Source organism: Enterobacter sp. PTB, assembly GCF_051130085.1.
GTDB classification, from domain to species: domain Bacteria; phylum Pseudomonadota; class Gammaproteobacteria; order Enterobacterales; family Enterobacteriaceae; genus Enterobacter; species Enterobacter ludwigii.
In genome coordinates this window covers 1-25,860 of sequence record NZ_JBDKEE010000032.1, presented here as the reverse complement: position 1 = coordinate 25,860, position 25,860 = coordinate 1, and the positions used below count along the sequence as shown (strand labels likewise).

Genomic DNA, 25,860 nt, shown 5'->3' with positions numbered 1-25,860 from the left:
TTTAATCAGGAGGGAAGAATACGTTGTTGCTTCAGGTGGCGGAGCAGAACTTTGCCTTCGGACATAAACTCGGTGCCAAAGCGGACCAGTTCACCGTCCGGCATCTCAGCCTCGATGGCGTAGCGCAGCTCACCGGGCTGGGTCTGCTCCAGCATCACCACATGAATATCCTGAATGCGCGGCTCGTATTTCAGCAGCACAGTGGCCAGGGTGGTTTTCAGCTCATGGGCGGTACCGGGCATCCCCTGCAGAATGAGTGTCATATCCGGCAGACCATAGTCCGGCAGATGCGCCACCGAGCCAGCCCGGGTATTGAGCACCCGCTGCAGGTTATCCAGCACCGACAGAATGTACTGGTTTTCTTCGCTAACCTGCCCCAGGGGCAGACCACCGGCAAAATGTCCATAGAGTTTTTCGTACAGAGACGGACGGCGCATGTTATTTCCCCTTCAGCCGGTAAAACCCCACCCGGGTGATGTCCGCCTCCAGGCGCGGATTTAACCGGGTATCCGTCGCGAATGTTTCTCTTCCCATTCCAGGCGTTCTCCGGTTGGCTGCAGAATAAAGACCAGGCGATTAAACAAATGAATGTCGGTATAGAGCGCAAAGAATCGGCTCAGCATCTCACCAAACAGACAGATATCCCCGCGACCGGTGAAGCCCGTACTGTCCAGCGTCACTTCAATCAATACGCCGCGCAGCAGATAGCCCTGATGGAAGCGTTCAGTTTCGCTGTGTCTGACATCAATTATCGCCTCCAGCCGACGGCGGTTCATTTCCTCACCGGTCCAGTCATACAGCGCCAGCGTCCCGCGCAGCACCTCGGCGTTATCCATCATCGACAGAAAACCGGACCCCAGGTGGCTCAGTACGCGCCAGTGAAAGCGATCGCGATCCGGGGGATAACAGGGTTGAGTGGGCGCGCACAGGTTACGTACGGACAGGGCCACCTCTGTGCCTTTCACCACGGTATCCAGCACGCTGTTTTCCAGCGCCCGCCGGGGGAGCTGCCCGTTGGTGGCGGTCAGGCTGAGTGACAGGTGTTCATCCGGGATGCTCAGCGTGTCAAACCCCTCACCGCCCAGTATCAGCCAGGTGTTATGCAGCCCGGATGCGCCCCGGCGCACACGGGTGTGGTAATAATATTCCGGCGCGGCATGGCGCATCATCCCGCCCTTATGGCGAAAACTGGAAAATGGCACGTAGCGGTGTCCGCTGCCGGAGAGCACCGTATCTACCGAGTAAATTTCGGTATGGCCGTCCTGAATACGCATGGGACACAATTGATAGTCCGTCTGCAGGGCACTGATACTCAGCGGATCGGACTCCAGCGGAAAAAGATTGATAACCGGCACACTGTTCAGCTGCAGATGCCGCGCCTGGAACGAAAAGGGATGGTCCCAGTGTTTATTCAGCACCACGTCCAGCTCAAACCCGGAAAGTACTTCGGGTAATTCGACGGTTTCCAGCCCCCGCAGGCAGACCGACATAAACTTTTCGCGGAAGGTAAAATACTCCTGCAGCAGCTGCCAGCCAGCAAAACTGCTGCCGCCCTGCGGCCACAACCCGTCATCCTCCCCAAATCCCTGCGCCGCAAAATACCCGTTCAACGGACGACGATCCGCTTCACCGGGTAAACGCAGCCATATGTCTGCCACATTCAGCGTCAAAGCCTCGTGCAGGGCGCAGGCCAGCGCGGGATCGGCATTCAGATAGAGCGGCAGACGGGATACATCCGTTTTGCTCCAGTCGGCCAGTCCGCTGCAGGCGAAGCGCAGGCGGATCATGGCGCGGCCATCGGTGTCGTTTGTCAGCGTGGCCTGTTCAAGCGACAGCGGTAACAGATTCACCTCCCGGGTGGTGGTATAACGGCAGCGGGTGCCCTTTTCACCCACAGGGCGGGACATCACCTCAAAACCCCTGGGGAGTGTAAGGGGATCTTTCATGACCTGCCAGTCCGGGGTGAAGGCCACCACAGACAGCGAGGGAATGGCACGCAGATAGTGGGGCCAAAGCAGACTGACCAGCCCCTCGGTCAGTTCTGGCAGGTCATCATCAAGCTTCGCCCGCAGGCGTCCCATCAGAAAGGCAAACCCTTCAAACAGACGTTCGACGGACGGGTCGCGTGCACCGACCCGGTCGGGGAGCAGCATTGCTGCCTGCTCAGGGTGGGCGCGGGCAAACTCCTCTCCCGCCTCCTGCAGGTAGCGCATTTCCGCGTCAAAATAACGCAGGGTTACATCATCCATAAATTCATTGTCTCAAGGCATATTTACGTTGCGCAGCACGACGATGTACTTGTTCTGAACGTCGTTACGCTTTTTTGGGAAAAGCAGAAATGTCCACGTAGTATTTCTTATAATTATCAGGTGAGACATACACCGTTAAACTCTCACCTGAAATAAAAGGGGATGGGTCATAATAAAAGTTGGCGCTGGTGAAAACGTGAACCGTGTTGGTTTGTGGCTCTAACCACTGGCAGACAATATTCCATGGCGAACGACCATTAAAGCTAATGGAATCATTAAGCTCCACTGCAATAATTTTCGCCGTCAGTGGCTTGCCGCTTCGCATCAACGTACGGTGCTTGCTTCCTTTGTTCAGTAAACGTGAACTCACCAGGCCAAAAAACAGCAATACGCCCCCCAAAACACCGAGGACAGCAGGACCGAGATAGAGCCCTGTTACATCATTGATTTTCGCATTTTTGGCATCGCCATGTTGATAGAGAACATCGACACTGTCACCAAGGCTATTGCGATAAGAAGAGCTGCCTGTTGAGGATTCAAAGATGACCCTTTCATTCTGTTCATCTGTAAAAGTAATTTGCGGATACCAGACCGCCGATGAATCATGACTTTTACTGTAACGAAGGTCTGTTATTTTACCTGTGGAATGCAGTGCCGTACTCTGAAATAAGTAATCGGTGTAAGACAGATATCCCGCGCCCCCAATAAATACCAGACCAACCACTAACATAATCCTAAAAAATTTATTCATTGTCACTCCCTTCCTTGATTAAAAACCATTCACACTCAAACTTACATTCATTGACGTCATGAGTAAGCATTCTCACCAATCAAACTTGCCGCATTCCCATTAAAAAATAAAAAAACAAAAAATCACTTACAAATACAGCTCAGCAACAGGTTTGATAATTAATGGATTAACATCTGTTGTTTTATTTTAAAAGGGCACCTCGTCAGCGTTTATTCGTAAGTATCGGTCGTCACTGACGGAATAAAATGCGCCTTACACGGGCAGGTACTGGTGCTGTGCAGAGTTCCGGCCATGTGGCGATCGTGAACGATATCGCCCGGGATCCCCCCGGTGATTTTGTAAGTACCGGCATGTTGACCACAGGTGACCGGATCGCCCTCACAGGCTGCCACGTTACCGGGCAGCTGATGGTCGGCGGTGCCGCCCGTGATTTTGCCACCACAGGAGGTTTTATCCCCCTGTGCCAGGTAATAGCCAGTTGCCATTGTGTTTCTCCTTATTCAGTTGTGATTATCCACACAGTACGGCAGCCCGTACCGGATCGAGTGCAACCAGTCCGGCGAGCAGTGCCTCCATGTCCGGCTGCAGTCGCGTTTTCTCCGTTTCGCTGCGCCCGGCCTGCAAACGCAGTAGTTTGAGTTTCCGGGCCTTCACCTCAAACAGCAGCTCCGGCTCCCAGTGACGCAGCGTGAGGTCACGGGACCGGGTATGCAGTTCACCCAGCAGGTGCAGGGCCAGCGCGTTTTTTCCGTACTGTTCCGCCAGACGGGCCATCAGCAGTTGCATCAGCCAGCGGTCGCGGTCGGTGACCACGCCGGGGCGGTGCTGCAGCCAGCCCAGCGCGGCGTCCAGACCATCGCTGTCAGCCATTGCCTGCGCTTCGCTTTCCAGCGCCAGAATGTCATTATCGGTGTGGCTTGTGGCCGTCACCTGCTGAACCAGCATGTCACTGTCTTCATTCAGCACCTGCTGCTGTATCCAGCTCAGCGTCACCTCATCGGCGAAGGGGGTGCCGTCACTGAAGGTGAGGCTTTCCAGTCCGGGCAGACGGCGCAGTAACCCCAGCAGGTCGTTGCGGACAATATCGGCCAGTACGCTGTCGTTGCCGGTGTTCACCAGCGCCTGCCAGACGTACCACTGCACGTCCAGCCACAGATGGTTCACGCCCTGCATAAACAGGTCGTCGGTGAGTGCCCGCAGTTCCGTCCATGACTGCTGCAGAAAAAGACGCTTCAGCTGTGCACGGTGCTCCGGTTTCGGTACCGCCAGACGGGTTCTGCCGGAGGCGTCCAGCGCCGGTAACTGGTTAACCGGTGCCCAGCGTACGGCCTTCATCAGATGATGGCCTGCGAGCCATCCCTGCGGCTGTTCACGCAGCCAGGCCGCCATCAGGCGGGCCTGGTCGAGCAGCTCGCGGCTGTTGGTGATTCGGGTCGATACGGATACTCCCCCCTGTGGTGAGACTGTGGCATTCGTTACTGTTTCTCCGGCAGACAGGGGCGACGGGGCCGGTGTACCGCCGCTACGCTCAAGCCGGGTCAACAACGCCAGGCTCAGCCCAGCAAACGGGGACGACGCCACCTCTTCGGGCAGCAGCGCGGATTCCGCCAGCAGCAGGGCCCCGGCAATACGCTGCGTCATGAGCACATCCGCCTCCGGCCAGCGGGTGAGGCTGTCGAGCATTTTCGGGCCGGATAGCCATTCCAGCGCGCTTTTACGACTGGCCGCACGCTGTGGATACAGGTCCGGGCCAAAACGCTGCAGCAGACCGGCCATCAGCTCCAGCCCTTCCGCCAGTCCGCTGTCACCCTCCTCCTGCAGACGAGCCCAGGCACAGAACGTCGCCACGCGAATATCCTTGCAGACGGTGGTCAGCAGTTTTTCGGCCAGCCCGACAATCTGCGATGTATCTATCCCGGAGAGGCGGTTGATTTCCTCGCGAAGCTGCTGAAAGTCATCATCATACGCCGGGTCTTCCCCGACTGGCGCAGACTCACTCAGCGGCAGAAGCCAGGTATTCCAGCGCTCTGCGTTTATTTGTGCCTGACGCCTCAGCAGGTCAGCATCCGCCTGACAGACAACCACCAGTTTTTGAAGCGTACTCATGGCACCATCCCGTCAGTTTCATCATCATCGTCATCCGCCTGTACCTGGGGGGGCGTAGTGCTCCCTGCCAGGAAAATCTGCTCCGGCAGGGTAAAGCCGCGCAGGGACAACAGCGCCAGCGGGCCGCTGCCAAGTTGCGGGCGCAGCACCCACTGCAGGGTGTTGCCGTCTGGGGCTTTCATGCTAAGCATCCAGCGGTGTGGGTCAAGCTGCTGGCGCTGGCTCTGGTCCAGCCAGCGGATAAGCCCCCATATCCCGCTGTAATCCCCGTAGAGACGTGAGCCTGTGGTAGTGGTACTCCAGGTCAGCATGGTGCCCGGGCTGTAAGTCTCGCCCGGCCAGTGAAACGCCTGCCATTCCGGAAGCTGGTTAAAGTAGTGCAGCACCTGCCCGTCAACGGTGAGCGTTGTGTCAACCACCCGGGGCACAGGCCGGGCCTGCAGGTCAAAACTCAGCCCCTGGCCGCCGTCGGCAAACAGCACCGCCGAGAGACCGCTCAGTTCATTGATGGCTTTCAAAAACGCCAGGTTCACCGTCAGCCCCTGGCTGGCTGATTTATCCTGCACCCAGCGGTTACCCTCCTTATGCAGTACCCCGGCAAGCTGGCTGGTTAAAAAGGTGTCGATACGGCCGCTGCCCTGGCGGATGTATTCCGCCAGCTCCGGCAGCGACGCATCGCTTCCGGCAGCCACAAACGGATAGCGGCCGTCAAAGGCCGCATCCCAGCCGGTAACCACCGAACGCCGCCACTGGTCGTTCAGTCCTGCTGCAGACGGGCGGAGTACGTTTTCCCAGGCCTGGGTCAGCGGTCTCACAAATACCGTCTGTCCGAAGCTGTGCCACTCTTCTCCCAGCCCCGCCGCCATCAGCGTGCCGTACTGCTGTGTATCAGTGAGGTCCACGCTTTTCCCCTGAAACACCGTCTGTGCCAGGGTCTGCATCATCGCCTGCGGGTCCGGTGCGGTTGCCACCTGCTGCAGATGCAGGCGTACCCGCGTGACCTGCGTGAGGTACTCTGCGAGGGTCAGGGTACCGCTGGTGCTGACGGCACCGTCGACGTTGTTTTTGCCGGTCAGCGCCAGCAGCGGCCCGAAGGTCTCCTGCAGCGGTCCCGTGGGTCCGGCACTCTGGTCAATGGCGGGGATATCGTCACGCTTTATCAGCTTCTTCGCTGAGTTCATCAGCGTGTCCGACAGCCCGGTGCCCTGCTGACCAGTCTGGCCCTGAGTGCTCAGGGTGTTCATCAGCGCAATCAGCGGTGACTGACGCACGTCGCTCATCAGCGTCAACTGGTCGGTCACGTCAGCAATGTTGCGGGCAGGTACCCAGCGCAGGCTGTTGAGGAAGCCGAGCCAGCTTCCGGCAAAGTCGGTGAAATAACGTTGCGTCAGCCTGGCCTTCAGTGCCTCCGGTGAAACGTCGCCGGTCACCGGTTTACGGCTGTCGCTGAGCACCCAGTCAATCTCTTCGCGACGGGCAGAAGCCGCCTGGTCAATGGCGTCCTTCACCTCATTTTCCCAGGCCCGGCGGGTGAACATCCCCGGCACACTCTCTTTTGTGGTAAACAGACGACCGGCCTCGGTACCGGCCGTCATGTCCTCCAGCGTCAAATCGGTGTAGTTGTGACGCACCTGCGCGAGGATATTTTCATACAGGGTGCCTTCGGCGTTGCGTCTGCCGAGCTGCTGGAGCAGGCTCTGGCGAACCTGCGAGACCAGCGCTGCATCAGGTTTTATCGCCATCTCAGGGTGCCCGGCCAGTTCAGCGGCATAAAACGCCCATAAATCCGGGGCCAGACTCTGCCACAGCCCCGGCGAGATACCAGGCCGTGCGGACTGTACGGTTTTCATCGTGGCAGCATAAAACGCCGCTTCCGCTTTATCGGGGCGGCTCATCATCAGTAAAGCTTTCAACTGGTCATAGACGGGCTTCACCTGCTGTGCGCGCAGCGGGCTTGCCGGAGGCAGGTCCGCAAACTGACGCAGTTTCTGCTGCAACGCCTGCGTGGCCGGGTCACGCAGCAGACGGTTATTTGCCTCGATATACCACGGCATCAGGGCGTCGAGCAGAGGTTGTGCATGATTCAGGCCAGAGCGCTGATACCAGGGGGCACCTGATCGGATATCGTGCTGCAGACGCCCGGCCTGATTGCGCAGGTCGTGCAACGCGGTGAGCTGCGCATCCGATACCGCCGGATGCGCCACCAGTGCCCGCGCCCGGTCCGCGACCAGGATAATCTGCTGACGGTTGAGGACAAAGGAGAGCACCATGCCCGCTGCACAGCAGCCGGTTGCCAGCAACACTGCACGCGGCAGCCAGCTTTCGCGTGCGGTGACAGGACGGGAGCCCCGCACCTGCTGACAGGCCGCAGCAATACCCGGCCAGAGCGTTGAAGGGGGCAGCACATGCAGCGCGGTGACCGGTTGCGCCTCTGCGGCGGCAGACTCCGGCAGACTGAACATCACGCCGCCCAGTGGAACCTTCTGCTGTGAGGCGTAATACCACGGCACCAGACGCTGCTGCCAGTGTGCAATTTCCCCGTCCGCCAGCGACTGTGCCAGACGCAGAAGAAAGTCATGATGTGGATGAACCGCAATCTGCGCCATCCCCTGTTCACGCAGTTGTGGCAGCAGCCCGGTCAGCTGTGCCGCCACCTCGTCTGCAGCGGCCTGACGGGAAAGGGAAATTCCCACCGGCTGGGGGACACGTCCTGCCTGCGACCATTCGCTTTTACACAACTGCCAGAGCCAGACCGGCGGCTGATAGCGCAATAATCCCCCCACCTGCTCCAGCCAGCGTAAATCCGCATCGCTGAGCGCCGGGGTCATTATCTGCTCAGGGCCCAGTACGCGAATAATGCCATCGAGCGGACAACCGTAACGCAGCTGGCGCAGGGCGGTGAAACGCTCACTGTCCACCGCCTCAGCAGGGTCACCACCGTAAATCAGCACGGTGCGGTTACCCTCCTGCCACTGTGCCGCGACCAGGCCGGGAACCAGCTGACTGACGGTGGCTTCATCACCGACCACCAGCAACAGAGTGACCTTATTACGCCAGAAGGTGTGATAGCGAAAGCGCAGGTGGCTGCGGAGAGGGCTGATAATGCCAGTATGACGCTTTTGTTTTTTCCCGGATGCAGGCACTCTGCCAGCGCCCATTTCATCTATTTTTTTACGGATAAAAAGCTGAGAGGCAATATAAATCAGGGCAGCCAGGCACAACGTAATCACCCAGGCAATCGCCCCCATAATGAGAATGAGCCTGATAACATTCCATTGCGTTGAACAGTGGGTTCCCAGGCACCAGTAGAGGATACCTGACAGCAGCACGAGCAAACTCACTGCCACGACGACCAGCATACCCGTTGTTGCCACGGAAAACGTGGCGTCGTTATTTTTGTTCATATCCATGGGGCTTAACAATTCCAAGGGAAAGAGAATGTTGTGGATCTTTGGCTATCCAGCCGCAGGTGGTACGCTGCGTTTCCGCATAAATTACCGCCAGCGATATCACAATCAATGCTTCCATCGAACCGACGCTTCCCCAGTTCATATCCTGCACATGTTTCGAGATATTCCAGCCGCTTCGCTCCAGTCCCTCGACGTCAGGTTGTGAGAAAAGCAGACAATGTTCCGGAGGTTGTTCACATTCACTTTGTAACAGAACGCGTTCGAATACGGGCTCCGGCGTTTTATCATCAGGCGGGGAATAAACTTCACCGCGATTCATCATGACCGAACCTTCCGGGCCGACCACCCACAACACGGCGGATTCTCCCGCTGGTTGATTGCTGTTTTTTTCTGCTGACAAGGACTGGCAACCCGCTACCATGATGGTGATGTCATCAGGGGAGGTATTGATTTCAGCAATAATGGTGGAGAGTGAAGCCTCACCCATCCAGGGACGGGGGGAGTCCGGCAGTCTCAGCGCCGGAAAGGTTATCGCCATCTGCGCAACGAATGCCTGCCATGCCTCATCGCTTCCCAGCCAGTAGCAGACATCTGGAACAACATCATATTTGCGCGTTTTTTGCCACTGCAAAACCAGCATGGCGGCAAGATGCTGTTCCCGGCTATTGACTGATTCTGACATCGCCATCGACACCCTTAACGCATCCCCGCCGCTTTCTTTTCGCACTACCGGTAAAACATGGGCATTGTTTAATACCCGTAACCAGTCGTCAGTTTCGCTGCCCGATGGTCCAATCAATACGATGTCCCTGAAAGCCAGCGACTGGCAGTGTCGGAGCCACCATTGCTGCTGGTGTTGTTCAACCAACGCGTGGTAAAAATGCGCATTATGGTGAGCAAACCGAGAGTAAAGCAGACGGATAAGCCAGAGCATGACAACAAGTAGCAGGGAAAAAGTCATACTCGTTATCACGATTACCGCATCTTTGTGCAACAACAGCGTCAGACCTGCGCTGAGTAACACCAGCAACGCCCCGGCGGCCAGCCAGCGCCTTACTGAGGGAGGCTGCGAAATATTATATTGCGGATACACCGGCACTGGCCTCATTGCGCAATCTCGCAATCAGGAAAGGAACTGACCAGAGTACATCCGCAGGCACAGCGATGCCCGTGCATCGCCACAGGTTTCCCCTCAATATCCGTGAGCGTACTGCCTTCAGCAATCGTGGTCATCCCGTGCTTATTACATTTCACCGCATCCCCTTTACAGGCGACCCCCTTGCCAAAGCAGTCATAATGACCGCCCAGTACGCAACCGCCGTATTCACGCAACGCGTCACCCTGACGAATAACCGCTTTCATCCTGTTTATCTCACTTTACTGATTTATCTGATAGGGCCGGGCGACGACAGCTTTTGGAGCTGTCACCCTCCCGGGGATTAAAGTAAACGAGCGCCAGACTGTGTCAGGTGCTGATCCACGGCTTCCAGCATGGCCTTGTGTCTGTCAGTCGCTATCTGTTTACTTTGTTGCGCAGCCACACGGCCCGGTGATGTCCCCGGCGCTGACATGGCTTCAGGGGAGAGGATTTCCACCCTGCCGGTACTTAAATCTCTGACTTTATGCACATCCACAATGCGCCCGTTCTCTTCCCGGGATGACACGATATACTCCGCCTTCGCAGGGGGGGATTCAGCCCCCAGCACCTTGCCTTCAACACTGATAAGCTGTACCTGCTTGTTGGCAAGATCACCAAAGTAAATCATCCGATAGCGGAAATAACCGGCCCATAGCTCGCGCCCCCCCAGCGTACTTTGCATAAACCAGGCTCGGGAGTCGTGAACTTGCTCATCATAAAACGCCAGCAATCCTGAGCCAGGCATGGTGTGCGTTCCGGTTCCCAGGGAGTCTGTAAACATCTGCCGATAAAGCGCATCACCCTGCGTTTTCATTTGCTGGTATTCGGCTTTTTCATCATCACCGCTGAGCAGATAAACCGGGTATTTCAGAGTATCATCCAACAGAAACTGCTTTATTCTCTCTCCGGTAGAACCGTTAATATCCCGCGACCAGTTGTTGTAATCTTCCGCAAATTCACGGGCCGCCTCGCGCAACTGATACTGCGCATTGTCAGGATCATATTGCGGCAGTCCACGCGTCACCGCGCTTTGCCAATTCGGGGCATGTTTATCAATCTTTTTGCGCGCATCGAAACGCGCCTGCTGTTTGATATCATAATCCTTCTTTTGGGTCTCAAGCTCCTGTGCCGATGGATGTGTCGCACTGGTGAAAAAGGACTGAGTCAACAGGCTGTGATGCGCATAACGACCGATACGCCAGGCGGTTATCCAGGCCATCTGACTGATAAGCGCGCTTTCCAGCACATGCGGCATCTGGTAGGGCTGATAACCGGCGTTGGAAGCGTCTTCGTTCGCATCCGGTCCTGAACCGGAGCCGAGCAGCGTTTTTCGCCAGAGGTTGAAGCGCTGAACAAGTGTTGAATCAACATCAAATTCAACAACAGAAGCACGTGACATAGCCCTTGATGGCTGAAGGCTTTTAATCAGAGGAGTAATTAAATCAGGCAACACCGTCAGCGGTGCCCCGGCATCAAATGCGGCCAGATACATATCGTGCAAAACAATCTGCGATAAAAGCTCTCCGACACCATTACGGGATTTGCCCTGGTCTCCCGGCGGATAACCGCCGCCGACATCCGAGTGCATCCCCGGATACACCACTTCCACCGTGTTCGGCGGATAATCACCATCTGGTCTGCGTATCGAATCCAGCGGGAAACAGAGCCGCTGTTCGTGGGCCGCAACAAAATGGCGGCAGCATTTAATAAGCCCCGGGAAACGCCCCTCATCCGGTAACTGCTGTGTGCCTGCCGCCCAGCCCATATGCCCGGTCGCCCCCGGTGCAATATGTGCAATCCCGACAGAGGGCACCGTATCCATGATACCGAGAAATTCCACGCTGACGGGAAGGCCCAGCAGCGTCATGTCCTGCTGTTCACCCGGCTTCGGTTTTTCAAACAACTCCGTCAGCCAGTTCACAAAGGTACGGGCTTCTGCGGCTCCCCGCGAAAAGCCATAGACAAACAGTTTAATGTTTAAAAGATGTGGTCTGGCGTTCTGCACCTGGCTCTTTAAAGGGGCAAGCAGATTGTTAATCGCGTTACGACGGTTGACTTCTCCCGTAATAGGCCAGTGAGCACGCATATCCGGTAACAATGAGCGGGCTTTATCATCACTGAGGCGTGAGTGTGTCGGGGTAATGGCATACATCAGCGCATCTACCAGACGCAGCAACGCCCAGTTTATTCGGTCCTCTCCGCCAGCGGCGAATGCCAGACCGTCAGTGGTGTAATCAAATTCGTTGATTTCAGGGAAGGGTGTTCCTACTCCGGGAAGGTAGTAACGAAAATGCCCTTTATCTTCCGCATTCTGATAAGTTGCGTGAAATAGCTTTGCAATATTAGTTGGATGTGCAGGGGAAGCAGAAGTATCATTCTTTTCATTATTCCCCGTGCCATCGAAGAACAAGCTTATGTGCAAACTCTGGCTGCAGGTAAATGCAACCCGACGTCCGGACTGTTCGCCGAGCAAAATTTTATACGCATCAGCTTCACGGATTTGTTTTTTGTAGTTGGCGTTAACCTGTTCGGCCGTCAGGGGGAGTCGCCCCCCCTCAGGAAATACGGGCGGTGCCCAGCAGGGTAAACCGGGAATTACCTGGGACATTGTGCAGGCTCCTTCATGTCGAGCGGTTCTTTAATCGGATAATCGGGGGTGCCATACCCCACGCAGGACGTGGTCACTTTTACCTGGTTACACGGCAAAAAATGCACCGTCATACCGCAGGTCTCGCTGTATTTGGGTATATCGACGATGGCGCTGTGTTTTTGAAAACTGGCTTCAGTTTGTTTTTTCCATGCATTAAACTTATTCCTGTCTTTATATCCGGGAAAGGGAGGTGCCGTATTTGGATCAACCTCCCATTCCACATGTGCTTTCAGACCGGGGATCCATTTTCGGGGGAGCATGACACAACACACACCTCCACCTAGTCCAGTAGCACCATAACCATTAACACTGAATCCATTTATCGCAATCCCATTAACATGATTTATCGCTCTCAAATCGCCGGCGTTATAGTCATTACTTCCTTTTGCGCATCCCGAGGCAGAAAACACAAAGAGAAATGTCAGCACGCCTTTAATAACATCAGAAAATATAAAACATCTTCGCCAGTTATTTATTTGGGACATTGTGCAGGCTCCTTCATGTCGAGCGGTTCTTTAATCGGATAATCGGGGGTGCCGTACCCCACGCAGGACGTGGTTACTTTTACCTGGTTACAGGGTAAAAAATGTACGGTCATACCGCAGGTCTCGGTGTATTTTGGAATATCGACGATAGCGCTGTGTTCTTGGTATTTAGCTGCGTGTAATGCGTAAGCTTTACGGAATTCATCTGTTCCCAGCGGGGGTAAATGAACATATGGGTCTGGATCAACCTCCCATTCCACATGGGCTTTCAGGCCGGGTGTCCATTTGCGGGGGAGCATGATGCAGCAGTAACCACCACCTAACCCAGGGGCCGAATAACCATTAACGCTGAACCCATTTATTCCAATGCCATTAACATGATTTATCGCTCCCAAATCCCCCGCGTTATAATCGTTACTGCCTTTGGCACAGCCTGAAACGGTAAACATAAAGAGAAGTACCAAGGCACTTTTAATAAGACCAGAAAACATGAAATCTCTTCGCCACGTATTTATTTTGGACATTGTACAGGCTCCTTCTGTTTTAGTATTTCATGTCAGGAAAGGCGGTTTCGCTGTGTTTGATATAATCCTTTATATCCCCTGTGAAATTGCTCTGACTTGCATCCAGAACAATGCGCAGATAATGCTGAAAATACGCTTCCTTCGACAAGTCTTTACTGTCTGTAGCGCGGGAGTAAATCTCAGCATCACTGATACAACCAATCATGTCGAATTGTTTGTCGGTGATATGGACGGGTTCACTGGCAGATAAAGATCCATTATCATTATCGGTATCAATACCTCCTCGTTTCCATATCTGAAGCAGATCGCGATCCAGCCAACTCCAGTAATAGGCTATTCGAGTGAAACATTGCTGCTGTTCGGTCGTTAAAACATGGTTAAATAATTCAGGGAATATTCGCGTATCGTAAAACCGCAATACACCACTCTGTTCTTCCCACAAAAACTGCGATAGCGCCGTCAGATGACTTTTGAGTTCATCAAAAGCAAGGGGGCTAATCAGCAACAGCAGCCGGGATTCGGCTCCATACCGGCGGACAATTTCACTGAGCCAGGATTTATGTTGCCACTCGCACCAGGACAATCGAACAAGAAAGGGACTATCATCTCCTAAACCTTCTTCCGGAGTACCTTCAAATAACGATCCCCGGCGTACTCCAGGTGACAGGTGAGAAAGTGATTCAGCCAGAGGTTGTCCGGAACCCACCGGATCGACAATAATATCAATATAATCAAGCTGACTACTCAGCGCTGAAAACTCAGCCTGCTCCAGCCACTGCCCGTTTAACGATTCAGGTACGAGTAAACTATTCACGAACAACAACCCCCATAGCTTCTTCCTGTGCTTTTTTCAGGCATTCTTTACACACTGATGACGGCAACTCAGGTAGAGGAAAATCTTCAGTGGCTGGTCCCTGCATACTGTGCTGACCTTTCAGACTGATTTTACCCGGACCGTGGATTTGGATTTCACCCTGCGGGGTCAGATGAATGGAAGCCCCTCCGCTGCCTAAAGTGATCCCATTTTTAGCAATAAGCTGCAGATGCCCCTGTACCGTCTGGATAGTAATATCCTTCAGTGCCGTCAACGACAGTTCATCGGCATGGGATTCCGCAACCAGTGGGCCTTTGGCGGAGATCAGACGCATACCTTCCTGTTGCGCCAGCATCGATATAGCACCTGAAGCATTCACGGAATACCGCAGTGTCGTTGCAATGTTAACTTCCCCGAGACTTTGCAGATACAGTCCGTTGCCGCTGAAAAATAGCGCTGTTTCAGGCGTCACTGACGCTATCCCACCAGGCGCACTCATCAGTAATGCGGGCGTTTTTAGTTGTTCAGCCTGAGTGATAAAATCCCTAAGCGTATCTGTGTCTGGTGAAAAATTATGGTGCCGTTGCGCAATACTGCCCCATTCTTTTATCTGATTAAGGGCTCCTTTTAGCAGGTTAATAGCGGGTGCCATCTCCAACTGCTGTCCCTGCGCCATCGGCTGAGCGTCGGCGCTGATAAATATCCCCTTACCTGCACGGAGCGCTCCCCAGGTGTCGGTGCGCAGCTCAAAGCCGTCACCGCGTTTCTGGTTCTGGTGCTGGCTCTCGCCCGCATCATCCACGATATGTCCGAGGCTCAGGCTGCTCCTGCCACCGTATTCGGTACGGATGCGGATATGCTCCTGCTCCCGACTGTCACCAAGCTGAATCTCATTTTTCGCGGGGGTACGCAGAATGTTGCGCCGGTCATTGCGGATGGTCACGTGGTCCGGGTGTTTTGAGTCGTGAAGCACCCCAGCAATATACGGACGGTCCGGGTCGCCATTCTCAAACCCAATCGCCACTTCCGTTCCCGCCAGCATCGGCAGGTGCAGACCGTAAGTGTCACCGGCATAAGGCCGTGACTGCCGTACCCACAGGCTCTCACCACCAGGCCGCCACTCATCGCGGTCAAACAGCATGTTGACGCGGTAACGCCCGTCAGGGTCAATATGACCGTAGAGTTCGTTCCCCGGGGTACAGGTCACCCGGGCAGGCAGCGTTCCGGCCATCACAGGGCGTGCCGGTGGCTGTGGACGGTAAGCATAGTTGTCGTTATCCGGTATCGCTTCAAAACTGACCACCAGCGCTTTATCCCGGCGGGCTTCGCTGATAATCCGGGTCACCAGCACGCCTTTCGCATAGATGTCGCTGACCTCATGACCACCAGTGACGCGCATCACCTGGCCGGGGAAAAGCGTGCAGCAGGCGGTCTGTGCCGTCAGGTGTGTCTGTGCGTTAAGGTAGCGCTCATGGCGCAGGCGGGTATAAAACATGCCGCTTTCCGGCTCAGGGTAGCGGGCGTAGCTGTCACCGGGCGTGAGGTAATTGTCGCCCCAGTGGTATGCCTCACCATAGGTGGTACTGTCGCCCCGGGTGATATCCGCCTTCGTGTTCATGTCCTCTGCCGCCTGGCGGTAGTTGTATTCCCGCAGGCTGACCTGCTTCTCCACCACCGCAAAACGGCTCGCCATATTCCAGACCGCATCGGTCTCACCATCAAGCTGACCGGAAGGCGGGACGGACGGCAGCGTCAGTCCCTTCGCATAGCCCTGCTGGCTGTCATAAAACTCCACCACGTCAATCATCAGACGGGTGTCGGTGGTAAAGCGAAACCAGATACCCACCTCCCCCAGCAGACGGGTGATAAAGGTCAGGTCGTCTTCACCAAACTGCATCACCTGTTCGCGACGCGGATATTTTTCCGTATCGAAGGAAAACAGAAAATCCTGACCGCGCATGCCGTGGCGCTCGCGCAGAATTTTCTCCACAATCTGTGGTACCGACTGGTCCTGATAAATCACGTTCTGGTGCGAACGGACCAGCAGCGCCAGACGCGGCTGCAGGGTCAGGGCGTAGCGGGTTTCGTCCTTCGAGGTGCTCAGGCATTCAAAACCGGTCACCACACCGCGAATGATACGCAGGGGCTGTGCCGCCACTTTCCGGTTACCCGGTTTCTGAAGCGTCAGTGAGGCCGGTTTCATCAGCATGGCCTCACGGGTGATACCGTGGTCATCGCTGGTAAATTCAATACGGTAGTGGAACGGCGTGCTCAGGCCTTCATCGCCTTCCAGGGCCAGCACGTCCAGCATGGCGCTGCAGCCTTTCACCGCCAGCAGATGGTGACTGTGGCTGTATCGAACGGATTGTGTACTCATGCGTTAACCTTCCCTTTGTGAATAGTTCTCGTCCCGCAATTCATTACTGTTGTTGCTGAGAAACTCAATCCGTTGCGTGGTCATCTGCGTCTGGCATTTAAAAATTTCAGCCCGGCGTTCAACCGGAATGGACTCAAGGCGGGTGTCGCTGATTTTTCCGCACTGGCGGGTTTTGGCACTGACCCAGTTAACCTGCTCAGTCTTCATGGCTGCGCGGACCGCGTCCGGAAGGTCTTTCCAGACGGCGTTCAGACGCGCGTCCTGCGATTCGTATTCGGTGCGGACATCGGCCAGCGCCTGCGCATTCACCTGGTTAATCAGCTGGTCCTTGTTCACGCTGGCCCAGGCGGTTTTGGTCATCACGGCGGCAATATTGTCCATGTCGCTGACGGTGATATCCTTTTTGTTATCCGCCAGCCTGATGCGGTACGAATAGTTTTTCCAGGTCACATGCCCGTTGCTGAACGCGCCGTTTTCCTGGAGATATTCGTCAAAAAGACCAGGGATTTTTGTGGCGGCTATCAGGGCATTCTCCGGCAGGGGGATGGAGATAGTAGCCGTACAGGCGATGCCATTCTCATTCTGGCTGAGGGTGGACACACCGCGAACATCCGCCTGTATGTTTGCCAGCTCGGTGCTGTAACTGTTACGGGGCTGTGTGAAGATACCGGCTTCGGTAATAAACTCCGTCTGCAGTTTCGCGGAAGCATCATCCCGGATGGCGTTTTTCACAGCCTGTACCGCATCGTCCCGGCCGCATTTGAAATCCCCTGAATCACCGAACATGCCTGCATGTGCGCAGACGGATACCACCAGGAGGCTCAGGACTGACGCTGTTTTCTTCATACGCATAAAAGACTCTTTCATTATCTGTTGTTTATCAAAAGGGTAAAAAAGGGATGGCGGGTTTACGCTTCGCGGTTTGCCGTGGCGTCAAATTCCATCACGATGCCTTCTTTATCGTGCCAGCCCAGTGTCAGGTGCTGCGGCTTCTGTCCGGCAGCGAGGTGATGCAGCAGCTGCTGGCTCAGTGCTGGCAGTATCTGCTGGTTAAGCAGGCTGTCGATGTTGCGCGCCCCGGTGTCCGGCAGCAGGCAAGCGGATGCCAGCGTGTCGTAAAGACTTTCCCCGATGGTGGTGGTGATACCGTAGTGGCGCGTCAGCCGCTGCGTCACTTTCTCCAGCTTCATCGCCACGATGGTGCGTAGCGGCGCTTCGCCGAGCGGGCGGTACAGCACCGTCTGAAAACGTGCCAGCAGCGCAGGCTGGAAGTGGTCGCGAAGCAGAGGCCTGACGAGCTCGTGCAGTTCGCCGTCGGTGGTCTCCCGGTTTTCCGCGAACTGCTGCATGATGTGTTCGCTCCCGAGGTTGGAGGTCATCAGGATGACGGTGTTGCGAAAATCAATTTCCCGGCCTTCACCGTCGCGCATCACGCCCCGGTCAAACACCTGGTAGAACAGGTTCATCACGTCCCGGTGGGCCTTTTCCACCTCATCGAGCAGCACCACGCTGTAGGGACGCTTGCGCACCGCTTCAGTCAGAATACCGCCCTGACCGTAGCCGACGTAGCCCGGTGGTGAGCCCTTGAGCTGCGAGACGGTGTGCGGCTCCTGGTACTCGGAGAGGTTAATGGTAATCAGCGACTTTTCCCCACCGTACAGCGCATCTGCCAGCGCGTGCGCCGTTTCGGTCTTACCGGTGCCGCTGGGGCCCGCCAGCAGGAATACACCCTGCGGGCCGTTCTCCGGCGTCAGTCCGGTTTTTGATGCCCGCAGGCGTTGTGCAATGGCAGTGAGTGCAGTCTCCTGCCCCACCACGCGCTGCTGCAAAAGCGTCTCCAGATGCAGCAGTTCCGTCTGTTCGTCTTTCATTAATGATGAGAGCGGCACGCCAGTCCAGTCGGCGATGACCTCTGCCACCGTGCGGACATCCACATCCGGGCACAGCAGCGGGTTGTTCTGCTGCAGGGTGCGGAGCTGTTGTGAAAGCGTAGCGGTTGCGGCCTGCTGCCCGGAGGTCTTGCGGCTGTCCAGCAGCTGCGTGACCAGCTGCTTCTCCTGGCTGTAGCGGACTTCAAGCGTCTGCTGCTCGGCGGTGAGCTGACGGGTCAGTTGGGCAATGTCCGTCAGTCGGGTATCGGGCACGGACTGGCCCACCGCCTGGTCTTCCAGCAGGGCCGCTTCTTCCAGCACCAGCGCATTCTCCTGCGCCGCCAGCCGGGTGAGGGCTTCCGGTACCGTGTCGAGACTCATGCGCACGCGGGCGGCGGCCGTGTCCAGCAGGTCCACCGCCTTGTCCGGCAGCTGGCGTCCGGTAATGTAGCGACGGGAAAGCGTGACCGCCGCGCGCACCGCCTCGTCGGAGATGTGCACCCCGTGGTGTTCGGCGTAGCGGGACTTGAGGCCCCTGAGCATCAGGCAGGCGGTGTCATCGTCCGGTTCATCCACTTTCACCATCTGGAACCTGCGCTCCAGCGCGGCATCGCGTTCAAAGTACTGTTTGTATTCCGACCAGGTGGTGGCAGCGATGGTACGCAGTTCGCCACGGGCCAGTGCGGGTTTGAGGAGGTTGGCCGCGTCGGCCCCGCCTGCCTGGTTGCCCGCACCAATGATGGTATGGGCCTCGTCGATAAACAGCAGCACCGGGTTGTCCGACTGCTGGACGGCATCAATGATGTTTTTCAGGCGCTGCTCAAACTCACCCTTGACACCCGCACCGGCCTGCAGCAGACCGAGGTCGAGGGTACGCAGGATGACCGGCTTCAGGCTCGCAGGGACATTGCCCTCAGCGATACGCAGCGCCAGCCCCTCCACCAGGGCGGTTTTCCCTACGCCCGGCTCGCCCACCAGAATCGGGTTGTTCTTGCGACGACGGGAGAGAATGTCCACCATCTGGCGAATTTCAGTGTCACGCCCGAATACCGGGTCAATTCTGCCCTCACGGGCTCTGGCGGTCACATCCGTGGTGAAACGGTCAAGCACCGCCAGCAGGGCGGTGGTGGGTTTACCTTCTTTTGTGGCTGAGGCTGCTGCCCCGTCAGCACCGACCGGACGGCCGACAAAGGTCACGTTACCGTTGCCGGTCTCATGGCTCTCATCAGCCATCAGTGCGGCTTCTTCCTGCTGAACCGCCGGGCGTTCATCGGAGTGCATATCCAGCAGCGGGCGCAGCTGTGTTATCTGTCCGGCCGTCAGGGAGAGCAGTGGCCTGAGACCATCACAGAGCAGAAGCGAGGGATGACTGCGAAACGCCATCAGTAAATGGATACTGCGTATCTGCTCTTCTCCCGCCATCGACGCACACAGCCAGGCCTGACGCAGCAGTTCGTTAAACTGCGCGGACAGCTGCGGGCGGCTTCTGACCGACCGGGGAAGACGGTCCAGGTATGCCAGTAAATCCTGCCAGACGGCATCCATGTCCCACGCATAACGGCGGGCCAGCACGGTGAGGTCGCCCTCTCCCTGCTCCAGCAGTTTCAGCAGCCAGTGCTCGGGATGAATTTCCGCGTGGGCGCGGGTCTGGCACAACGTGGCCGCATCCTCCAGCGCGCGGGCGCAGAACGGGTTGAGACGACGTAACAGTACAGCGGGATTTTCCATGTTCATTTACTCGCAGTCGGGGATTTGAGACACGCTACCGCCCGTCGCTGTTTCCTGGGGATAAGGAGCCTGTAAGCGCATGAGGTCAGAGGTCCGGATTGTGGTGTTTTTTTTGCTCAGCACCCGCCAGGCAGAAACTGAACAAAAAAGGCGGACAGAAAGGGCTGTCCGCCAGAAGGCTTACGCGGTGGCGCGTTCGTTCCAGGAGTCGGAATGAATGATGTTGCCGTCCTTGTAGGTCCAGGTGATTTTTTCGTAGCGCAGCTCAAGCTGCTCCAGATGATTGTGTTTCTCTTTGGCAGGGTCCTTGATGTCGTGCATCACCGGATTGACCTTCACCACCTTGACGTTCTCAAGCAGGGTGTTGAAGTACTCCACCTCCTGACCGGCATCGTTGATTTTGTACCACTTAAACTCCGCAGACTTCAGGGTCTGACCGGTGGTCACCGCCTTGTACAGGTACGGGCTGGAGGCGTCGATTTCCTTGGTAAGCATGAATGGCGTGTGGATACGGGTACCGGTCAGCTTGCCGGTGTTGTTGTCGGTCGGGATGTACAGGTTATGCTCCTGCGCGACCACCTCGATACTGCCCTCACGGTCCTTGACGTCCACAGAGCCCTTGATGTCCGCACCGCCGTCGTCTTTCAGCCACAGATAAACCGGAATTGCCATTGGATTGCTTCCTTTATTCATGATGTTGAGACGCGCCATCATCCTGTGATGACGCAGGGTTTACGCCCGGTATCCGGCAGGCATCCGCCTGCGGTACCAGACTGATTTCAACCCGACGGTTGGCCGCCCGGCCCGCCGTCGTGTCATTCGCCTGCAGGGGACGGGTAGCCCCGTAGCCCTGCACGGCAAAACAGCTTTCCGGCACGCCGCCGGTATCACGCATCCAGTCCCTTACGGCTTCTGCGCGTTTTCGCGACAGCGTCTGGTTCAGTACAGGGCTGCCGGTGTTGTCGGTGTGCCCGCTGACCACAATCAGCCAGCCCGGTTTCGCCCTGATGCCGACCAGCGCATTCACCAGCACTTTTGTGGAGCCGGATTTCAGGGTGGCGCTGGCGGTGTCGAACAGCGACAGGCTGTCGAGGCGCACGATGGAAGGCGTGGCTGTCACCGGACGTGGTTCCGGGGAGGTCGCCGCAATCTGTGGGGTATAGCCGCGCAGGGTGTCGAGGACCGGCAGATGGAGTCGTTCGCCCTCGTACAGCCCGAGCCCCATACGAAGCGGTTCGCCGTTGCGGGCGTAGTCATCCAGCAGTGCGGCATCCTGCTGCAGTTGTTGTACAGCGGCAGCGCGGCGTTCACTCTGATTGCCCGAATGAGCGTACTGAAGCATGTCAGCAGCCAGTCTCTGCATGAACTGGTGGTTATTCCAGGCACTGCTGCACAGCGCCGCTGTGGCGGCCAGAAGGAACATTCGCAGAGCGCTGCGCCAGGCGCGTTGCCGGGGCGTTAACCCGTGCCCGCCGGGCAGGGACGACAGCATAAAATCCGGCAGCGCCGGGAGGGGGGAGACGTTATCAGCGACAGGCTGCCATCCGGCAACCTCCTGCAGCGTGGTATGCTCCCGTAGCCAGCGCATCCAGAGAGAAGGTGACGGCGAAACGTCTGCAAAGGGAATACCGCCCCACAGCACCATGGACGGTGATATCACCGGAAAATCCGCCTGTACCGCACCCAGCACATCCGTGACGTGTTGCTGACACCATGTGCTCAGGCTGTTTATCAGCACCTGCTGCGATACCGCGTGTGGACCACAGGCGGCCATCCATGAGGACACAGGACCATGTGCCACATCGCCGGACCAGACGCTGACACGCCCCCCCGGCAGCAGCGCCTGCCACAGCGGGACGGGCGTCAGGGAGGAACTCACCACGGAACAGAGCACCAGCGGCAGAGAAGCCCCCGTTTCCCGGCGGCACTGGCTGAGCTGTCCCCGCAGGGCGAGCAGGTGCCCGGTCAGCACCACACTGTCGGTATGCTGCTGCGGACAGACGATGAGCATCACCGACAACTGCGGCCCCCAGCCCGGACGGGCCTGCAGCAGTTCACGGACCACCTGCGCCACGTCCTGCTGCATCGCCACGCGGATGCGGCAGCCGGTTGTCGAGGTCTGCACGTCAGGCGCATCCTGCCAGAGTGCGTCAGTATCGCCACAGACCAGCATCACCGGCTGACGATACGAAGCGGGAGGCAGCGTTTCTGCCGAAAAAGACGAGACCTCTGTAGTGACGGTGCGACGACGGATGAGGAGCAGCCCGCTAATCCCCGCCCACATACAGACCATGAGCGCGATGGCGACAGGCCGTGAAACCGGCAGAAAGACCAGACAGACCACCGCCGACAGCAGGGCAGCCCACAGCGCCAGCGCACGCTGTAGCGGCTGACTCATTTCACCACGCCCGGCAACAGGGTGGCGAGCGACTGGTCAAGCCAGTAATGTAAGCCCCACCACAGTCCGGCCAGCAGTAATACGCCCGCGACCATCTGAAGCGGCCAGCGGCTCAGCCAGCCCGTAAGGCGGTAACCGGCTTTTACGCCCGCCAGCACCGGCTGTGCCTGCGGATAACGGAACGGCGGTACCCGGGCCGTTAATTCAGCGACCAGTTGTTCCCGCTCAGGCGTATCCACTGCCGGATATTCCCCGAGGAACCCCAGCATCATCGCCCGGTGAAAACAGGTCAGTACCCGCAGGTCTGCCGACGGGCTCCTGAGCACCTCCCGCATTCGCGAGCAGAGCGCATCCCCGGCGTCAATATCGACAAGAAAATGTCCCTGCAGCGGCAGGCCGCGACACTGAAAGTAGAGATCATCCTGTATGTCGCGCTTTTTCACCACTTCATCGAGCAGTGAACACTGAACGTTGAGAATATCCTTCCGGCTGGTCTCGTCCATTCCGGCCTGCTCCAGGAGGCGCTGTACCTTTTCTGTCGCGGTAACACACTGCGCCCAGACGTCCTGCGCTTCTCCTTCCTTAAATGTCGGGCCGTGGCGCAGGCTGATAACCTGCAGCCAGGTGTCCTGCAGCAGACTGTCAATATCACGGGCATCATGTTTCGGGTTCCGGCTTTCACTCATTTTCGCAGCACCACAAACAGTTCAAGCTCCGGCTCGCCGAGCGTCCCCGGGGTGTAAAAAACGCACTGACCGCTGTCCAGCATCGCCTGCGCCGCCGGGGAAGTCAGATCGAGGGAGAAATACTGGTTCTCCATACGCAGCGGTACTGCCGCAGGCACATGATGCAGCGGCTGCAGGGGAATGCCCTGACGTGACGCATTCACAAGATCGGTGACATCATCCGGGCAGCCGATCTTGCACTGGCGCGGAAATTTATCCTGCAGCTGTGCCACCGGCATGGTCGAGCGTACCGACAGATACCAGTCAGCCCCTTCGCGCAGTCGGGGATCCCGCACGTCGGCCTGCCACTGGTGCAGCCGGTTATCAAAGGTGAGTTCAACCCTGACAACCCGGGACGGCAGACTGGCCTCCAGCAAATCACTCAGCAGATCGAATAACGCCGGAAAGACGTTTTCCGGCTGCTCGTGATCGTATTGCGGAATAACACTTGCCTGATGCTCCAGTGAAAAGGTCAGCAGATTCCCCGCCAGTTGGGCCAGCACCGGCCAGAGTCGTTCCGGCGGGCTCTGTGGAAAACGAAGAAAACTCCCCAGCAACGGATCCGCGCCGTTGAGAGAATTAAGCAGCCAGAACAGCGACACGTCCGCCACGGCAAAATCGGCCATGCGTTCGTTACTCTCCCGGCGCATGGACATGAGACGCAACTGGCGGGCTCGCAGCTGTGTCAGCAGCCGTCCGAGACCGTTCGTCAGCCAGGGGCTGGCCCGCATACTCAGCAACGGCGGCAGAAAGGTCTCATCCGGCACCCAGTTCCCCTGCGGCTCGCGGCGCAGGCGCGCCACCGGACAGGTCAGGTATTCGCTGTTGTCCTGAGAGGCCAGCCGGAGTGAGACTTCATGCTGCAGCACGGTTATCTGACGGGTGCCGTCACCGTACTGGTCGCGGATTTCACGCCACTGCTGGCGGTAACGGATCGGGCGCTCGGCCCGTTCTTCCGCTTCCAGACAGTTGCTCTCACCGCTGTGCAGCAGCGGCAGGGCCAGCACCACTTCAACCTCACCGGTGAGTCCCTTCAGTGCCAGGACCGGTGCCGGGGTGTCGGTGTTACCGGTCTCAATCAGCGTTCCGTCCTGAAAACGCACCGACAGTCGCTGCACCTGCAGACGCTCCACCTTCAGCGATTCGGTTTCAAACGTGGCTTCCAGCACGCCCCAGGGGTGATTCAGCCCCATCTGTGCAATACACTCACTCTGCCAGGCTGACGCCGTGATTTGTTGCTGAAAGTGGTGCTGGGAAATGAAAACACCTTTTCCCCAGTACGGTTGTGTTATCTTCACGCGCCCCTCCGGCGTCAGTCTTTGGCCTTCGGCATCTTGCTGACCAGAGACAAATTGACGTCCATCCCCTCCACCTGGAAATGCGGCACCGCAAACAGCCTCACGCGGAAGAACCCCGGGTTGTCATCAATGTCTTCCACCACCACTTTGCCTTCGCGCAGCGGGTGTGACGCCTGCAGCGCATCGCCCGGGTCGGTCATCTCAGTCACCAGTCCGCTCAGCCAGCGGTTCAGCTCCTGCTCCAGCACGCGGCGGTCTTTGGTGGTGCCGATGTTTTCGCGCTGGATAACTTTCAGGTAGTGCGCAATGCGCGACATCAGGAAGATATACGGCAGACGGGCATTGATGCGGCTGTTGGCCGTGGCGTCCGGCGTATCATACAGCGCCGGTTTCTGGGTGGAGTTGGCCGAGAAGAAGCAGGAATAATCCCTTCCTTTATAGTAACTTAAAGGAATTAACCCGAGATTTGAAAAATCAAACTCGCGGGTTTCGGAGATCATGATTTCAGACGGAATTTTGACCTGGCTGCCGGTCCCGAGGTCATACAGATGGATGGGCAGGTCTTCCACTGCGCCCCCGGCCTGCGGGCCGCGAATTTGCACGCACCAGCCATTGTTCTCAAAGCTGCGCACCATGTTGGCCGCAAAGGCGAAGGACGCACTGGTCCACAGGTATTTGTCGTGATCCGGGCCTTTGACTTCTTCCACATAGTTAAAGCTGCGCACCGGCACGGTGTCCGGGCCATACGGCAGACGCCCCAGCACGCGCGGCATCGTCAGACCGATATAGCGCGAATCATCACTATCCCGGAAGCTCTTCCATTTGATATACTCTGCGCGATCGAAATAGTTGGTGACATCTTTTATCGCGGCCACTTCGTCGATCGTGTTTTTCATGAAGAACGCCGGTCCCACCGAGCCAATGAACGGCATATGCGCCGCGGCGGACACCTTAGAGATATTACGCAGCAGCGCGATATCCTGCGCAGACGCATCAAACTCGTAGGCAGATATTAATGCTGCGATAGGCTCACCGCCCGGAGTATCATACTCATTTACATACGTATGTTGGTATAATCCACTCTGGATAATTTCCGGCGCATCCTCAAAGTCTTCCCGCAACGCGTCCTTGGACAAATCAAGTAATTCTACGCGAATATTTTTTCGGAAATCAGTTTTACCCACCAGGTGCTCAACGCCGCGCCAGAGACTTTCCACCTTCTGAAACTCCGGGTGGTGGAGGATTTTGTCCAGATCCTGGCTGAGCTGGCGATCCAGTTCGCCGATCATCTGATCCAGCAGGGCTTTATCCAGCTTATCGACTTTACGGGTACCCG

The 25,860-nt window shown here is 57.0% G+C and carries 20 protein-coding genes; all 20 read right to left on the bottom strand.

What is annotated here, in order from left to right:
• Positions 1-5: 5 nt before the first annotated feature.
• Positions 6-437 carry a type VI secretion system baseplate subunit TssE gene (gene tssE, locus AAIR21_RS24315; protein WP_434682424.1) on the bottom strand — a complete coding sequence of 144 codons (432 nt, stop codon included), beginning with the start codon at positions 435-437 and terminating at the stop codon, positions 6-8.
• 60 nt (positions 438-497) lie between these two features.
• Positions 498-2,249: a type VI secretion system baseplate subunit TssF gene (tssF, locus tag AAIR21_RS24310; RefSeq protein WP_434682423.1), complete on the bottom strand. Its 1,752-nt coding sequence runs from the start codon at positions 2,247-2,249 to the stop codon at positions 498-500.
• 64 nt (positions 2,250-2,313) lie between these two features.
• Positions 2,314-3,000 (bottom strand): DUF3592 domain-containing protein, encoded by a 687-nt coding sequence (locus tag AAIR21_RS24305; protein ID WP_373226300.1) that lies wholly within the window; start codon positions 2,998-3,000, stop codon positions 2,314-2,316.
• A gap of 209 nt (positions 3,001-3,209) precedes the next feature.
• Positions 3,210-3,485, bottom strand: coding sequence for a PAAR domain-containing protein (locus AAIR21_RS24300; protein WP_332908677.1), 276 nt, complete (start codon positions 3,483-3,485; stop codon positions 3,210-3,212).
• 25 nt (positions 3,486-3,510) lie between these two features.
• Entirely contained in the window at positions 3,511-5,106 is a 1,596-nt protein-coding gene (tssA, locus tag AAIR21_RS24295; RefSeq protein WP_434682422.1) for a type VI secretion system protein TssA, read from the bottom strand.
• Positions 5,103-8,516: an ImcF-related family protein gene (locus AAIR21_RS24290; protein ID WP_434682421.1), complete on the bottom strand. Its 3,414-nt coding sequence runs from the start codon at positions 8,514-8,516 to the stop codon at positions 5,103-5,105. The genes tssA and AAIR21_RS24290 overlap by 4 nt, the downstream gene beginning before the upstream one ends.
• On the bottom strand, positions 8,497-9,624 hold the full coding sequence (locus tag AAIR21_RS24285; protein WP_434682420.1) for a hypothetical protein: 1,128 nt from the start codon (positions 9,622-9,624) through the stop codon (positions 8,497-8,499). The genes AAIR21_RS24290 and AAIR21_RS24285 overlap by 20 nt, the downstream gene beginning before the upstream one ends.
• Positions 9,621-9,878 carry a PAAR domain-containing protein gene (locus tag AAIR21_RS24280; protein ID WP_434682419.1) on the bottom strand — a complete coding sequence of 86 codons (258 nt, stop codon included), beginning with the start codon at positions 9,876-9,878 and terminating at the stop codon, positions 9,621-9,623. Before AAIR21_RS24280 ends, AAIR21_RS24285 begins: the two co-directional genes overlap by 4 nt.
• 77 nt (positions 9,879-9,955) lie before the next feature.
• Positions 9,956-12,262: a T6SS phospholipase effector Tle1-like catalytic domain-containing protein gene (locus AAIR21_RS24275; RefSeq protein ID WP_434682418.1), complete on the bottom strand. Its 2,307-nt coding sequence runs from the start codon at positions 12,260-12,262 to the stop codon at positions 9,956-9,958.
• Entirely contained in the window at positions 12,250-12,789 is a 540-nt protein-coding gene (locus AAIR21_RS24270; RefSeq protein ID WP_434682417.1) for a DUF3304 domain-containing protein, read from the bottom strand. The genes AAIR21_RS24275 and AAIR21_RS24270 overlap by 13 nt, the downstream gene beginning before the upstream one ends.
• The gene (locus AAIR21_RS24265) at positions 12,777-13,313 is read right to left on the bottom strand and encodes a DUF3304 domain-containing protein (protein WP_434682416.1); all 537 of its coding nucleotides are present in this window, start codon (positions 13,311-13,313) and stop codon (positions 12,777-12,779) included. The genes AAIR21_RS24270 and AAIR21_RS24265 overlap by 13 nt, the downstream gene beginning before the upstream one ends.
• A gap of 19 nt (positions 13,314-13,332) precedes the next feature.
• The gene (locus AAIR21_RS24260; protein WP_434682415.1) at positions 13,333-14,127 is read right to left on the bottom strand and encodes a DUF4123 domain-containing protein; all 795 of its coding nucleotides are present in this window, start codon (positions 14,125-14,127) and stop codon (positions 13,333-13,335) included.
• The gene (locus tag AAIR21_RS24255; RefSeq protein ID WP_434682414.1) at positions 14,120-16,504 is read right to left on the bottom strand and encodes a type VI secretion system Vgr family protein; all 2,385 of its coding nucleotides are present in this window, start codon (positions 16,502-16,504) and stop codon (positions 14,120-14,122) included. The genes AAIR21_RS24260 and AAIR21_RS24255 overlap by 8 nt, the downstream gene beginning before the upstream one ends.
• Before the next feature lie 3 nt (positions 16,505-16,507).
• On the bottom strand, positions 16,508-17,356 hold the full coding sequence (locus tag AAIR21_RS24250) for a lysozyme inhibitor LprI family protein (RefSeq protein WP_434682413.1): 849 nt from the start codon (positions 17,354-17,356) through the stop codon (positions 16,508-16,510).
• A 56-nt stretch (positions 17,357-17,412) separates the two neighbouring features.
• On the bottom strand, positions 17,413-20,103 hold the full coding sequence (gene tssH / locus AAIR21_RS24245) for a type VI secretion system ATPase TssH (protein WP_434682412.1): 2,691 nt from the start codon (positions 20,101-20,103) through the stop codon (positions 17,413-17,415).
• 180 nt (positions 20,104-20,283) lie between these two features.
• Positions 20,284-20,775, bottom strand: a complete 492-nt coding sequence (locus tag AAIR21_RS24240; RefSeq protein ID WP_434682411.1) for an Hcp family type VI secretion system effector — start codon at positions 20,773-20,775, stop codon at positions 20,284-20,286.
• 13 nt (positions 20,776-20,788) lie between these two features.
• Positions 20,789-22,501, bottom strand: a complete 1,713-nt coding sequence (locus AAIR21_RS24235; RefSeq protein ID WP_434682410.1) for an OmpA family protein — start codon at positions 22,499-22,501, stop codon at positions 20,789-20,791.
• Entirely contained in the window at positions 22,498-23,187 is a 690-nt protein-coding gene (gene tssL, locus AAIR21_RS24230) for a type VI secretion system protein TssL, short form (RefSeq protein WP_434682409.1), read from the bottom strand. The genes AAIR21_RS24235 and tssL overlap by 4 nt, the downstream gene beginning before the upstream one ends.
• Positions 23,184-24,524, bottom strand: coding sequence for a type VI secretion system baseplate subunit TssK (tssK, locus tag AAIR21_RS24225; protein WP_434682408.1), 1,341 nt, complete (start codon positions 24,522-24,524; stop codon positions 23,184-23,186). Before tssK ends, tssL begins: the two co-directional genes overlap by 4 nt.
• 14 nt (positions 24,525-24,538) lie before the next feature.
• Positions 24,539-25,860: type VI secretion system contractile sheath large subunit (gene tssC, locus AAIR21_RS24220; protein WP_434682407.1), on the bottom strand; the 1,322-nt coding region annotated here is incomplete at its 5' end.

Bases quoted from the DNA above. Each gene is read 5' to 3' on its own strand.
- AAIR21_RS24290 (WP_434682421.1), bottom strand. From the start codon at position 8,516: ATGGATATGAACAAAAATAACGACGCCACGTTTTCCGTGGCAACAACG.
- AAIR21_RS24255 (WP_434682414.1), bottom strand. From the start codon at position 16,504: ATGAGTACACAATCCGTTCGATACAGCCACAGTCACCATCTGCTGGCG.
- tssF (WP_434682423.1), bottom strand. From the start codon at position 2,249: ATGGATGATGTAACCCTGCGTTATTTTGACGCGGAAATGCGCTACCTG.
- tssA (WP_434682422.1), bottom strand. From the start codon at position 5,106: ATGAGTACGCTTCAAAAACTGGTGGTTGTCTGTCAGGCGGATGCTGAC.
- tssL (WP_434682409.1), bottom strand. From the start codon at position 23,187: ATGAGTGAAAGCCGGAACCCGAAACATGATGCCCGTGATATTGACAGT.
- AAIR21_RS24305 (WP_373226300.1), bottom strand. From the start codon at position 3,000: ATGAATAAATTTTTTAGGATTATGTTAGTGGTTGGTCTGGTATTTATT.
- tssH (WP_434682412.1), bottom strand. From the start codon at position 20,103: ATGGAAAATCCCGCTGTACTGTTACGTCGTCTCAACCCGTTCTGCGCC.
- AAIR21_RS24265 (WP_434682416.1), bottom strand. From the start codon at position 13,313: ATGTCCAAAATAAATACGTGGCGAAGAGATTTCATGTTTTCTGGTCTT.
- AAIR21_RS24275 (WP_434682418.1), bottom strand. From the start codon at position 12,262: ATGTCCCAGGTAATTCCCGGTTTACCCTGCTGGGCACCGCCCGTATTT.
- AAIR21_RS24270 (WP_434682417.1), bottom strand. From the start codon at position 12,789: ATGTCCCAAATAAATAACTGGCGAAGATGTTTTATATTTTCTGATGTT.
- tssE (WP_434682424.1), bottom strand. From the start codon at position 437: ATGCGCCGTCCGTCTCTGTACGAAAAACTCTATGGACATTTTGCCGGT.
- AAIR21_RS24300 (WP_332908677.1), bottom strand. From the start codon at position 3,485: ATGGCAACTGGCTATTACCTGGCACAGGGGGATAAAACCTCCTGTGGT.
- AAIR21_RS24285 (WP_434682420.1), bottom strand. From the start codon at position 9,624: ATGAGGCCAGTGCCGGTGTATCCGCAATATAATATTTCGCAGCCTCCC.
- AAIR21_RS24250 (WP_434682413.1), bottom strand. From the start codon at position 17,356: ATGCGTATGAAGAAAACAGCGTCAGTCCTGAGCCTCCTGGTGGTATCC.
- AAIR21_RS24240 (WP_434682411.1), bottom strand. From the start codon at position 20,775: ATGGCAATTCCGGTTTATCTGTGGCTGAAAGACGACGGCGGTGCGGAC.
- AAIR21_RS24280 (WP_434682419.1), bottom strand. From the start codon at position 9,878: ATGAAAGCGGTTATTCGTCAGGGTGACGCGTTGCGTGAATACGGCGGT.
- AAIR21_RS24235 (WP_434682410.1), bottom strand. From the start codon at position 22,501: ATGAGTCAGCCGCTACAGCGTGCGCTGGCGCTGTGGGCTGCCCTGCTG.